This window comes from Pedobacter petrophilus (assembly GCF_009674725.1).
Classification (GTDB): Bacteria; Bacteroidota; Bacteroidia; order Sphingobacteriales; family Sphingobacteriaceae; genus Pedobacter; species Pedobacter petrophilus.
On record NZ_WKKH01000021.1, the window covers coordinates 32814 to 46926 of the forward strand.

Below are 14113 nucleotides of genomic sequence, written 5' to 3' on the forward strand. Positions count from 1 at the left end.
CAAAAATAAGATTTGAATCATATATAATTATTAATAAAACGTTTTATTTTACTTTCCGACACGAAAATGGCATTGGTTTAAATAAAGCAGAAAATGGAAAAACCCGATGAATAACCGTTGGCTATTCATCGGGTTTATAAAAAATTTACCAAGCTTTAGTAACCTGGATTTTGTTCAAGCAGATTGTTTTTATTTACCTCATCGCGGCTAAATGGCCTGAAATAAAGTTTATTATCCCAACTGCGGTTTTCCTGCGCATTTTCTACCACCGGACTGTAAGTATAATCGTAAACAGTAGCATCATAGTGGTAAGGCGCAGACATTGTTTTGCCTGGCTTAAATTTCCCCATTACTTTGATATAGGTTACTTTTCTTCCTAAAGTTTCTTCAGCAATCAACCACCTGCGGGTATCGTGATAACGCTGTTCTTCATAAGCCATTTCAATGCGGCGTTCGTGCCGGTAAGCCGTTCTTAAATCTGCCTGGCTTGTTGCGGTTACCGCTGGCATCCCAGCCCTGAAACGAATTCTGTTTAACCATGTTTTGGCGTTATCCAACTCTCCCAGTTCAATACTTGCTTCAATATAATTAAAAACAGCTTCAGTATACCTGAAGAACGGCCATGGAATGGTTTGAGGTGCAGATGCTTCTACGATGTTCGGATCCGGATCTATGAATTTATGGTAATAATAGCCTGTCCAGCTTCCATTCCAGTTTTCGATTGAGCTGGCCCGGGTATCAAGACCCCGAAAATCAGTTACCGTTCCATTGCTGGCTAAATCATAAACCCCCGTTTGAATCTGATTGGCCGGATCTACATTTCCTGAGGCTTTATCACGAGGTTTCCATGTTGCTCCATCATATAAAATAGTAGCATAAAAACGTGGATCCCGGTTTTGATAAGGATTTGCTTTTTGCAGGGGGTTAGTCCAGCTAAACTTACTGCCATCATTCATTTCGAAATCATCAACCAATAAACCAATTGGTGTATTTCCTGCCCAGTTGTGGTAACCATTCGGACCGTTTTGCTGGCCATGCCTGTTATTGCTCTGGGTAATAAAATACTTTGCGAAAATTAATTCGGCAGCAGCCGTAGCATCAATGCCAGGGGCCTTACTTCCACCACCCATGGCAATGCTTTTAAAGTTTAACCGCCCATCGGTTGCTGGCGCCGAAAGTGTTAATTTATAACCTGTACCGACATCTAAAACTGCTTTTGCCGCAGCCTGTGCCAATCGGTAGCGTTCGGTTTGATTCCCCGAGGCATAAGAGAGAAAGTCTAATTTTTGGGCCGCAATTCCACTGATTTTGGCTGTAAGTTTTGTACGGTCGTGAAGATCACTGGCAGCATAAATTAGCACCCTTGATTTTAGTGCCAGCGCAGCCAAAGAATTGGTACGACCTTTATCTAAGGTTTTTCCGGCAAGCAATTTTGCAGCTTCATCACAATCTTTAATAATGAAGTTTACACACTCTTCGTAAGTATTTCGCTTCACATTATAATCATCACTTAATGCGTAGGTTTTAGTAATAATGGCCACCGAACCGTAAAAACGTAAAAGTTGCTGATAGTAGTAGGCACGCAGAAAATAAGCCTCACCTAATAACTGATCTTTCAGCGTCTGACTGCTTAATCCATTGCTTCCTCCACCAATTCTTTCGATAGTGATGTTGCATGCTCTTATTCTATTATACATTTGCTTGTAACCCCAGGTATCGTCTACCCAGCCAAGTGTAGAAGGGTTTATTGTCCCATTATTAACTAAATCGATGCCTCGGGTTGGGTGCGTAAACAGTGCTTCATCAGAAACTGATGCTAACATTTGTTCAGAAAAACCGCCGCTACTTAAACCGTTGTAAATATCATTTACAAAAGCCTGCGCAAGTGCCGGATCAGTCCAGACTAAATCCGCAGATATTTTATCTGGCGGTGCTACATCCATAAATTCCTTTTTACAAGCTGTTGCAAAAAGAGTGATTAAAACTAATATATATAGCGTTCTATGTTGAGTTATTGCTTTCATATTTTTCATTATTATTGATAAACAGCAGTACATCTATTTAAAATGAGGCTTTAATACCCATATTAATTACCCTTGCCTGAGGATAATATTGTCCGCTGGAATTGGTCGATTCAGGATCCCAAACTTTTACCTTATCCAGTGTAGCCAGATTGAGGCCGTTCACATAAATCCGAACCGCATTTAGCCCGACTTTTTCTACTACTTTGTTTGGTAGTGTATAACCTAGTTCTACATTTTTAAGCCTGATGTAATTATTGCTGCGCAACCAATAGGTATTATTCAGGGCATTATTGCTATCTGTATAATAAGTGGCTCCCCTGTTAGATAAACGTGGATCTACCGAACTTGGATTATCAATACTCCACCGGTTTTGGTAAGACCAGTCTAAAAAGTTCCCTATATCACCGGATTCTGTAACACCTACAATCTGCATCCCGCCTGTAGCGCCTTGAATTAACATAGACAAATCAAATCCTTTATATTGAAGATTTAAGTTAAAACCCCCTGTAAATGTTGGCGTTCCGTTCTGGTCTAAACGGATCTTATCATCTGCATTGATTTTGCCATCACCATTGGTGTCTTTAAACTTCATATCGCCAGGGCGAAGATTATTAGTTAAGGCACTATAATTTAAAGTATTGGCGCTAATGCTTGCCTGATCTTTAAACACCCCATCATAATCGTAAACCAACCAGGAGTTAGTTACCTTGCCCGTAGATCGCTGCCATTCAGGAGCACCTGGTGTTTCATCCCAGAAGATGATCTTGTTTTTAGCATAGCCACCGTTTACACTTACCCCAAAATTTAAATCGCCTACCTGATCATTGTAGCTTAATTTAAATTCGAACCCTTTATTGTTTACTTTGCCCAGGTTAACTGGCGGTAATTGGTCAGTAATTCCAGAACTTTCAGGAACGGAACTGCCACGACTAATTAAAATATTGGTTCTTTTATTGTAGAAATAATCAAACTCCAAAGCGAGTTTATTATTAAGAAAAGAGGCATCCAAACCAATATTCATATTATTAGCGACTTCCCATCCAAAATTCAGATTGGGCACTTTACCTTCATAAATGGATTTGGTAATTACATCATTAAAAATATAACTACCAAAGTTCATTAGACTTAGGTATTGATACTCTTGCAAAGCATCTCCAAAATAGGCTTCAGCACCCATCTGACCATATGAAGCCCTTATTTTTAAGTTATTAATAAAACTGACATTGTTTTTGAAGAAATCTTCTTCAGATAACCGCCAACCCACAGATACACCAGGGAAGAAACCGAAACGCCTGTTAGTTGGGAAGATATAAGAGCCATCTACCCGCCAAAGAAACTCTGCCAGGTATTTCTCTTTATAGTTATAACCAGCCCGGCCAAAATAACTTAGTCGCGCCCGATTAAACAAATTATTAGGGTCGCCTGGATTATTGCCAAGGCTTTGCTCCCGCTCATCTCCCGCCAGTAACTGTTCTATTGCAGATGACAGGAAATACCTTCTAAATGCAGTAAATCCATCATTTGCAACTTCTTCTCTGGTTACGCCAGCCATTAAACCAATAGTATGATTCCCTATTTTCTTATCATAATTAATCATCCCGGTTAGGTTCGTGGCCAGCTGTCCACCTGCAGTTTCACGAAGCCTTGGATCTGTATATTGTGAGCGAATTGTACCCGTTAAAACAGGGGTTACGCCATCAGCCTCAAAAGTTTTTTTATCCCAATCGTAGAGGGTCCAGGGCAATTGCCAGTTTTTCTGCCTGCCGGAATACTTATCAATAGCAGCCGTTCCGGTAACTTTTAATCCATCAACGCCTGGAATTCTCACTTCTATTTTACCTGTTGATTGAAAATAATCCCTGATGTCTTTGTTGTATCCTGTAATATCGGTAGTTGATACAACCGGATTGTAACCATATTCAATATCTCTGCCTGGCAATCCGTTCGGCCATTTTGCTATTTCTGTTGGCCTTCCACGCATTAAAAACCTAAAGATATCGCCAGCGACTACTGTTGGAAAATTCCGGTCTTCCTCTCGGGCAGTTACGCCCAGGGTGGCTGTAATGTACTTACTCAATTTTGCTTCGAGGTTGAAACGCATATCGTATTGTTTATAACCCGTTGCAGAATTTTTATAGTAACCATCCTGATTCAGATAACCCAGTGAAACCAGGTATTTAACATTTTCAGAACCTCCGTTAATTTGTACGTTATGTCTTTGCTGTGGAGACCACTTTTGGAAAACGGTGTCAAACCAATCGGTATTCGGGTAACGTAAAGGATCAGATCCATCACCTAATTTCCGAATCTCATCCGGCTTATAAGCAGCATTAATTGTTTTTCCTGCGGTTGATTGATAAGTCCCGGTAGATTTAAAACTATTCCAGGCAGCCGACCATTCGTTAGGATTAAGATCGGAACCAAAAATATTAAGTTCATTAAGAATCTCGGCATACTGTGTAGAATTCGCCATTTTTGGGATGCGCGTTGGCTGTTGTAAACCATAACTGAAATCGTATGAAAACTGTGGCTTTCCGGATTTCCCTAATCTCGTTGTGATGAGAATTACGCCGTTAGCTGCCTGTGAACCATAAATTGCTGCAGATGCATCTTTCAAAACAGATACGCTTTCAATATCGTTGGGATTAATCCTTTCAAGCCCACCAGCCCGGTTAGGAATCCCATCAATTACAATAAGGGCATTATTATTACCCAGTGAGTTGATCCCACGAATCCGGATTGTTGATCCATCATAACCTGGTTCGCCGCTTCCCTGTAATGCAGTTACCCCCGGTAAACGGCCCGCCAGCGAATTTGATAAGTTTACAGAAGAAGATTTTGCCAGTTCTGTGCCTTTTACGGCAGCTACAGCACCAGAAACAACCGCTTTTTTTTGTGTTCCGTAACCAACCACAATCACTTCAGATAAGTTTTGATTGTTCTCCAATAAACGAACGGTAATGTTGGTTTGGTTCTTCACCTGCACTTCCTGATCGGTGTAGCCGACAAAGCTGAATACTAAGGTAGCATCTTCGGGCACTTTGATGCTAAATTTTCCTGAACCATCTGTCACAGTAGCTGCAGTTCCGCCTTTTAACTTAACGCTCACGCCTGGAATCGGGCCTTTTGCATCAGTAACTGAACCTTTCACTACGATGTCGGCAAAAAGACGGCTGCTAAGATCAAAAGAGAGATGTTTATTTAATGGTGCTTTAGCAGAGGTACTGCCAACTGGAGAAAAAATGAGACAACTGCCACAAGCAAAAAAAATGCTCGATCTGGCAAAATCCCTCAACAGATTTTTTTTCATAGTTTTACAATTTATTTGGTTAGAGAATTGATTGTAATACACTTTAATACTTATGAATATCCATAAGTTTTAATCAGTTGCCATTTCAAAAAGCAACACCTGAATAACCATCCAAAAAGTCTTCATTCTAAAATCATTCGTCGAATTTGAGATTTGCAAAAATCATACTTCCTCAGTACAATAGATGTCAACACTAAAATTTACACTTTATCCGATAAAATTCATTGCTTAAATAGTTCGCATAATCAGGTTAATGACTGAGCTTTTACATTTGGTTAAACGCAATATAGGAATATTAGGAATGAAAAGAAGGGGGACAAAATGATAAATTGAAGGGGTTTATTCGTAAAAAAATTTGACGTTGCAGAACTAATAATACGAAGTAAATTATTCTTGCAAGGTTTAGAAAAATAAGATTGTAGTGAGACTTAAATTTCGTGAATGCAGTAGGGAGATCAGTATCAGGAAATTTTATCGAAAGAAATCCCTCGCTCCAGCTTTTGGAGATGCGCCTTAAGCATAGCATTTTCTGGCTTTAATAATTGAGGATCGTCTTCAAAAAGTTCGATCACCGTATTTCTGGCTTCTGCCAGAATAATTTGATCGGTTGCTAAATCAGCAAGTTTTAATTCGAGCACACCACTTTGTTGGGTACCAGTAAGATCACCAGGCCCGCGGAGCTGCAAATCGATCTCCGAAATTTCGAATCCGTTATTGGTACGCACCATCGTTTCCAGCCTAACCTTCCCTTCTTTACTCAGTTTGTGACTACTCATTAAAATGCAAAAAGACTGCTCCGCACCACGTCCAACCCGTCCGCGCAACTGGTGTAACTGTGATAACCCAAAGCGTTCTGCATTTTCGATCACCATTACAGATGCATTTGGAACATTCACACCCACTTCAATTACAGTTGTAGCAACCATAATCTGGCTTTTGCCATCAATAAATTGCTGCATCTCGAATTGCTTATCTGCATTTGGCATTTGTCCGTGAACAATACTGATTTGATAATCAGGCCGTGGAAACTGATAACTTAACTGTTCTACACCTGCTTCCAGATGTAACAGGTCTAGTTTCTCACTTTCCTTAATTAACGGATAAACGATATAAACCTGGCGGCCCTTCGCAATCTCCTGCTTCATAAAGCCAAACATTCGCAGGCGCTGACCTTCAAACAAATGGCGTGTTTCAATTGGTTTCCTTCCGACAGGAAGTTCATCAATTACAGAAACATCTAAATCACCATATAAAGTCATGGCTAGCGTACGTGGTATCGGCGTAGCGGTCATTACTAAAATATGCGGAGGAATAATATTTTTACGCCAGAGTTTAGCACGTTGCTCTACACCAAAACGATGTTGCTCATCAATTACGACCAGACCAAGATTTTTAAACTGCACCTTATCTTCTATCAGCGCATGCGTTCCAATTAGAATATCAATCCTGCCGCTTTCCAATTGCTCATGTAAAACGGCTCTGTCTTTCTTTTTAGTGCTTCCGGTGAGGATGGCTACCTTAACCAAGTCGTCTGTTACCAATTCTGTGATCGAAGCGTAATGTTGCCTGGCTAAAATTTCCGTTGGAGCCATCATACAAGCCTGATAGCCGTTATCATTTGCCAATAACATACTCATTAAGGCTACAGCAGTTTTCCCGCTTCCTACATCGCCCTGAACAAGCCGGTTCATCTGTACCGCTCGCTGCGTATCTATCCTGATTTCTTTAACTACCCGTTTCTGTGCATTGGTGAGTTCGAATGGAAGAAATTCTTTGTAAAACCGGTTTACCTTTTCCCCTACTTTTTCAAATCGGGCACCTTTAAATTTCAACTGGCGTAATTGCTTGTTGTGCAAGAGTTGCAACTGAATAAAAAAAAGTTCTTCAAATTTTAAGCGCCTTTCTGCGGCGTTTAAGTCTTGCTGGTTTTTTGGAAAATGAATGTTAAGCAATGCCATTTTCTTATCTGGCAACTGGTACTTATCAATGATGTATTGCGGTAAGCTTTCCGGCACTTGCAGAATTATCTGATCCAGTAGTCCTGCTATCAGCCTTTGGATCCCTTTCGAATCCAACGTAAATTTCTTTAGCTTCTCTGTAGAATTGTAAACGGGTTGCAGTGTTAAATTGCCTCTGCCTTGTGGCTTATTCTGATACAATTCCATTTCTGGATGCGAAATACTAAATGTACCATTAAAGAGCGCAGGCTTGCCAAATGCAACATAAGCCGTTCCTACAGTAATATTTTCATCAACCCACTTCAAACTTTGAAACCAAACCAGTTCCATGATCCCGGTTTCATCTTTAAAAACAGCAACAATACGTTTTGCCCTTTTATCGCCAATTACCTTTTTACTGATCACCCGGCCGATAATTTGAATGTATTGCGAATCGGGATTAATCTCATTAATTTTAAAATACTTTGTACGGTCGATGTAGCGAAAAGGATAATGCGCCAACATGTCTCGAAAGGTGAATAGACCTAAGTCTTTCTTCAAAACATCTGCACGACTAGGTCCTACGCCTTTAATAAACTCTATAGGTGTATCTAAAATCGAATTGAACAAGGCAACTATTGTTTTTTATAAACTAGATTTTTTAGCAATTGTGCGTTAAAAATAACGATAGAAAAGAGCAAAAGCAAATAAGCAAACAGCTGATGGATATCAATTTTCTCTTTAAAATAGAAAAATGCTACAGTGAAAGCTACAATAGGGTTCAGATAAATCAGAATACCAAGTGCCGAAGATGGCATCCCCAGCAGCGCGTACGAATTTAAAAATAGTGGCACAATGGTAAAGACAATGGCAATAAGAAATATATGCGACCAAAAGAAAGGATCTGCAGGAAGGATATTAGGGTGTGAAAAATAAAGCGGCAAAATCATTAATCCAGAAAGGATCAGCTGAACACCTAAAAAATTAAACTTATCTATTCCCTTGATCACCTTTAGCACGATAACGTAGAGTGCATAAAATGATGCAATCAGAATAGCCCACAGTACCTCATGTAGTGAACCGGTGGCCAATAGCAAGATGCTGATAAAGGCAATTAATAATGCCACTATTTTAGTTTTGGTTAACTGTTCTTTTAAGATGACAAAACCACATACTGCGGTGAGCAAAGGGCAAACCATGTAAGCGAAAGCAGCTGCTTTTAAACTAACACTATTTACTGCGTAAATGTAGGTAAACCAGTTACCGGTAATTAAAAGTGCTGATAATATCGTTAAAAGTGCTATTTGCAGTTTTTTACTTCTGGGAAGCGAAGCCAAAAAAGTTAGGTCGTTTTTAAGTGCAGTTCTCCTGAAAAGAAGAATGACACTCCAAACCATAATTATGGAAACAAATATTCTGTAATACAGGATTTCTTGCGGCAGATAGCCTTTAATGTTACGCAAGGGGATAGACATTGTTCCCCAGATGATATAGGGAACAATGCCTGCGAGAAAATATTTAGTTTTGCTGGCTGCCAATTATCCTAAAATGGCAATTACAGAAATTTCTACATTCACATTTTTTGGCAATACTGATACCTGCACGGTTTCGCGGGCAGGAAAGTCTGCCGTAAAATACTGGCCATAAACTTCATTAACCTGCGCAAAGGTTCCCATATCACTTAAAAAGATTGTCGATTTCACCACGTGATCGAAAGTCAGGCCAGCTTCTAATAACACCGCTTTCAGATTTCGCATTACCTGGTGAGTTTCTTCTTCTATGTTGCTGATATTTAGTTCACCATTTTCAGGATTGATAGCCACCTGGCCGGATACGAATAAAAAGTTACCCGCTTTTACAGCTTGACTATATGGCCCGATTGGCGAAGGAGCATTCGTTGTATTAATAATTTCTTTCATAAGATTTTAAAATTTATTTAGCAAGCCATTGAATTAGCTTATAGATAATACCGGCCAGAAAAATGATGATCGCCAACGCATTAATGAAATGCATAATTTTTATATTGATATTATTTGGGCGATTTGGATCCTTTTTCCTGAAGAAGTACATGGTACAAACTTAGCTAAAAAAGCATAACACAAAAACTAAAAGGCACAAAAAAAGTCCCGATTTGCATCGGGACTTTTTTTTAAACTTAATATTGAAATACTAGTTTCTAGCAGTTTCAACACGACGGTTTTGGATACGACCTTCTTCAGTATCGTTAGAAGCAATTGGATTAGCTTCACCTAAACCTTTAGTAGCAACTTGACTAGCAGTTACGCCAGAGTTTACTAAGTAAGTTTTAACAGAATTTGCTCTGTCTTTAGATAATTTCATGTTATATGCAGCAGTACCTTCGCTTGAAGCGTAACCGTTTACAGTTACTTTACCACCGTTTTCACGTAACACTGAAGATAATTTATCTAAAGTAGGATAAGATTCAGTTTTTAATACAGATGAGTTGAAATCAAAAGAGATTTTTTCGAAACCTGTTACGTTAGTGTTAGTTGAATCAGCTGTGAATTTTGGAAGTGGACATCCTGATCCATCAACGGCAGTACCTGCAGGAGTTCCTGGGCATTTGTCGAATTGATCAGCAACACCATCACCATCAGTATCTTTTTTCAAATCTTCAACAGATTTTTCAACGTTAGATACACGGTTTTTCAAAGCTTCAACTTCTTGACGTAAAGTAGGATCTTTTAACTCATCGTACATAGTAGCTAATGGGTTAGACCATTCTAAACTTGGTTTTGCAGATGAACCTAAAGAGAATTCTAAACCAGCATAACCGTAAGAGAATTTATCTTTGGTAGTTGCATTAGCATAAACTCCATCAAAGTTATCAGCGTCAACAAAGTTCATTGTGTAACCTAAGTTAAAGTTAACACGCTCAGAAACTTTGAATTTAACACCAGCACCTACTGGAATGTAGAAACCTTTTACATAATCTTTAGCTTCATGTCTGTCGCCAACTGGACCAATAGCAGTACCTTTCCAGTCAATAACAGTTCCGTTAGCCTGAGTAACTTTAGGAGCATAAGCTAAATAACCAGCACCAGCAGTTAAGAAGAAACTAACTGAATTCTCACGACGTAAGAAATCGATAGAACCTAAGTTAACAACACCACGTAAATCTACAGCATATTGTAATTCAGTTTCGAAATCACGGGCAGTTGAAGTAACAGGACCTGAAGTTGCATCATTTGAACCAGAAACTTTACCACGTACACCAGCTAATTCTAATGCGAAAGAGTGACCTAATTGTTTACGGATATTTAAACCGTAACCTAAATTAACGTCCCATTTGTTAAAGTCGTTAGTACCACCGATAGCAATAACTGGTGCTAATACACCTGCGTTAACACCGATTGACCAAGTTCTGTACTGTCCTCTTCCACCAAATACTTTGGTAGAAGAAGTAGTTGCAGGAGCATCCTGAGCGACAGCAAGAGAAGCAACTCCTGTTAATGCCACTAAAGAAAGCGCAACACTTTTCTTTAAAGTAGAATAATTCATAATCTTTTTCTTTTTTTAAGGGTTAAACAATTTAATTGATTAATTTTTTGTAATCGCAAAATTAAACAAAATTTTAAATTTTCAAACTTTTATACAAACTCTGTTCCAAACTTCTCACGAAAAAGGGATTTTATTACATTTGATCCTTTTATAATTATTAATGTATATATCATGAAATATCCTCAAATCGATCAATCACTTTTCATTTTAAATAGAAAAAACTTCCAAACAGCTAGAAAACAAATCTTTAGCTATATTTAATGCTAATGATGAATTCCCTAGAAGTGGCGATCAGAACTTCACTTTTAAGCAAAATCCTGATTTATTTTATTTATCAGGAATCGATCAGGAACAGACTATTTTACTCTTATTTCCCGATTGTCCTAATCCTTTGCATAGAGAAGTCCTGTTTTTAAGACAGACAAACGACTACATTAAGGTTTGGGAAGGATATAAATATACGAAAGAACAGGCAAAATCCGCATCTGGTATTTCCAGTATATATTGGCTGGAAGATTTTGATAATATTCTGCACAGCATTGTTCATTATGCAGACAATATTTACTTAAATACAAATGAGAACGACCGTTATGCCCACACCGTTCCTCACCGCGACTTAAGATTTATTGACCACATGCGCTCAAAATATCCACTGCATCAATATAAACGTGCTGCGCCTATCATGCGTGGCTTAAGGGCTATAAAATCTGAGGTTGAAATTGCACTGACTAGAAAAGCATGTGCAATTACACGTGATGCTTTTATAAGGGTATTGAAATTTACCAAGCCCGGAATCAAAGAATATGAAATTGAGGCCGAGATTATCCATGAGTTTATTAGACAGGGAGGAACTGGTCATGCTTATACACCAATTATTGCTTCCGGCCACAACGCTAACATTCTACATTATAATGATAACAATCAAATTTGTAATGCAGGCGATGTAATCCTTTTTGATTTTGGAGCAGAGTACGCCAATTATAATGCAGACATGAGTCGGTCTATTCCGGTTAGCGGACGCTTCACATCCAGACAAAAGGAAGTTTATAATGCTGTATTACATGTAATGAAGGAAGCCACAAAATTATTAGTGGACGGTACGGTATGGAACACCTACCATGAAGCCGTTGGCGAGATCATGACCGAACAACTGATTAACCTCAAATTAATCTCCACTACCGATGTAAAAAACCAGAATGTGGCTTATCCGGCGTATAAAAAATATTTTATGCACGGCACCTCTCACCATTTAGGGATAGATGTACATGATTTTGCGGGTAGATACACACCTTTTGCTGATGGTAATATTTTAACAGTAGAACCTGGCATCTATATCCCCGAAGAAGGCTTAGGCATTCGCCTGGAGAACAATATCCTGATCACTGCTAATGGAAATATCGATTTAATGGCAGATATCCCGTTGGAGGCAGCTGAAATTGAAGACATTATGAACAGCTAATTCGATAACAAAAGAAATTTGCAGGTTTTGCGTAGCTGATTGTGGCCAACACGATGAAGAGCTTTGCATACAGGGTTCAATGACCGTTGAGGAATGTGCACATGCTGTTCATGGAAACTAAGAGCGCTCTAACAAGACTAAAAGGCAAAAAAAAAGATCCTGACGCGTGTCAGGATCTTTTTTATATCAATTAATTTTAATTATTGTGCCGGGAAACTAAAGTTGAACGCACCTTGTCCTGTCACACCTGACATGTAAACCATGCCATTTCTGGTTTGAGGTAATGCTTTTTGAACATCAGCTACACTATTTACGGGCTGACCATTTACCTTAGTTATGATCAAACCTTTTTCTACTCCAATATTATCAAAAGCTTTTCCGGTAGTAACAGATGTTACTACAACGCCGCTGTTAATTCCAAGTTTAGATTTCTGAGCTGGTGTTGCCGGCGTAAATGTTGCACCTAGTTTTGAAACTTCCGCAGTTTTCGAAGCAGCATTGTTCGCTGTTAAGCCTACGCTCGCTTCACCTTTTAATGTTACCGTAATATCTTTCAAAGATCCGTCTCTTAAAACACCAAGTTTAACTTTATCACCCGGGTTTAACCGGCCAATCCTTTCTTGTAAATCAGGAGAATCGTTAATCACCAAACCATCAACTTTCTTAATAATATCGCCTGATTTAATTCCAGCAGCAGCAGCTCCGCCACCAGCAACTACGTCGTTTACGTATAAACCGCTTACTTCAGCAGTATTTACGCCTTTAGGTTTCTCATCAGCGCTGAGCGGAATAAAGTTTACACCAATATAACCACGTTTAACAGAACCGTATTTCATAAAATCGTCTACAATTTTACGGGCTAGGTTAACCGGGATTGCAAAACCATAACCTTGGTTGTAGCCACTTTGTGAAGCAATTGCCGAGTTAATTCCAACCAATTCTCCATTTGCATTTACCAATGCACCACCGCTGTTACCAGGATTAATTGCCGCATCTGTTTGAATAAAAGATTCGATACTGGTGTTTGCCGGGCGCTCTGGTCTTTTACCGGTACGTTGGTATTCTCTATATTCTTCTTCGGTAATCTCATTTCCTTGCTGCTCGCGACCAATAATGCCGATGCTGCGATTTTTCGCACTTACAATTCCGGCTGTGACAGTAGTTTGCAAATCAAGCGGGAAACCAACTGCCAATACCCATTCTCCAACCTGTACATTATCTGAGTTACCCATTTTAACCACGGGCAAATCAGTAGCATTTACTTTAATCAATGCCAAATCTGTATTCGGGTCACGGCCAATAACTTTGGCTTCAACTTTACGACGGTCGGTTAATACCACTTCAACTTTTTCTGCATTTTCCACTACGTGGTTGTTGGTTACAATGTAACCATCCTGACTAATGATAACACCCGAACCTGATGCCGCTCTTGGCTGGCGTTGCATCTGACGACCACCTCCACCAAAGAAATCTTCCATCATATCAAAAGGGGAAGAACTGCCCTGGCTACCGCCTGATGCTGCATAAGTTGTTTTAATGTGTACCACTCCCGGCGCAACTGCCGCAGCTGCCTGCGTAAAATCTGTTGCACCTGCCGATGTTACTTTAAGTGGGTTATTTGCGAAATATAAATTCTGTTTTTCAGAAATTGTATTTCCGGTTTGATTGCGCTCAAAGAGTTTATAACCTCCAATTGCTGCTGCCCCACCTATAAAAGCAGCTAACACCGTAATTCCTAGTATTTTTTTCATGTGTTTGATATTGTTTTTAATCCCCACAATTAATTATAAGTTCTTTTGCCGGCAAATTGTTTGATTCACTTATAACGCTTCATGATTTTAATAGTTAAATTGGCAAGAGC

9 protein-coding genes are annotated in these 14113 nt (G+C 39.2%); 1 reads left to right on the forward strand and 8 read right to left on the reverse strand.

Annotated elements, in window-relative coordinates; all coding sequences use genetic code 11:
* Window positions 1–155: 155 nt before the first annotated feature.
* The 7 genes from GJU39_RS13890 to GJU39_RS13915 all read right to left on the reverse strand — a co-directional run bounded on the left by GJU39_RS13890 (window position 156) and on the right by GJU39_RS13915 (window position 10793).
* A complete protein-coding gene (locus GJU39_RS13890) occupies window positions 156–2024 on the reverse strand; it encodes a RagB/SusD family nutrient uptake outer membrane protein (protein ID WP_154281443.1) in 1869 nt (622 codons plus the stop codon).
* A 37-nt stretch (window positions 2025–2061) separates the two neighbouring features.
* The gene (locus tag GJU39_RS13895; protein WP_154281444.1) at window positions 2062–5334 is read right to left on the reverse strand and encodes a SusC/RagA family TonB-linked outer membrane protein; all 3273 of its coding nucleotides are present in this window, start codon (window positions 5332–5334) and stop codon (window positions 2062–2064) included.
* Between the two features lie 461 nt (window positions 5335–5795).
* A complete protein-coding gene (gene recG, locus GJU39_RS13900) occupies window positions 5796–7901 on the reverse strand; it encodes an ATP-dependent DNA helicase RecG (protein WP_154281445.1) in 2106 nt (701 codons plus the stop codon).
* Window positions 7902–7906: 5 nt separating this feature from the next.
* On the reverse strand, window positions 7907–8809 hold the full coding sequence (locus GJU39_RS13905; RefSeq protein ID WP_154281447.1) for an EamA family transporter: 903 nt from the start codon (window positions 8807–8809) through the stop codon (window positions 7907–7909).
* The gene (locus tag GJU39_RS13910; protein WP_154281452.1) at window positions 8810–9190 is read right to left on the reverse strand and encodes a RidA family protein; all 381 of its coding nucleotides are present in this window, start codon (window positions 9188–9190) and stop codon (window positions 8810–8812) included.
* Window positions 9191–9203: 13 nt separating this feature from the next.
* Window positions 9204–9341 carry a DUF6728 family protein gene (locus tag GJU39_RS24195; protein WP_342448210.1) on the reverse strand — a complete coding sequence of 46 codons (138 nt, stop codon included), beginning with the start codon at window positions 9339–9341 and terminating at the stop codon, window positions 9204–9206.
* Between the two features lie 99 nt (window positions 9342–9440).
* A complete protein-coding gene (locus GJU39_RS13915; protein WP_154281454.1) occupies window positions 9441–10793 on the reverse strand; it encodes an OmpA family protein in 1353 nt (450 codons plus the stop codon).
* Between the two features lie 211 nt (window positions 10794–11004).
* Here GJU39_RS13915 and GJU39_RS24200 point away from each other — a divergent pair, with 211 nt between their 5' ends.
* A complete protein-coding gene (locus GJU39_RS24200) occupies window positions 11005–12252 on the forward strand; it encodes an aminopeptidase P family protein (RefSeq protein WP_379104753.1) in 1248 nt (415 codons plus the stop codon).
* A 200-nt stretch (window positions 12253–12452) separates the two neighbouring features.
* Here the strand turns inward: GJU39_RS24200 and GJU39_RS13925 are convergent, their stop codons facing one another.
* Window positions 12453–14003 carry a trypsin-like peptidase domain-containing protein gene (locus GJU39_RS13925; RefSeq protein ID WP_154281456.1) on the reverse strand — a complete coding sequence of 517 codons (1551 nt, stop codon included), beginning with the start codon at window positions 14001–14003 and terminating at the stop codon, window positions 12453–12455.
* Window positions 14004–14113: the final 110 nt, after the last annotated feature.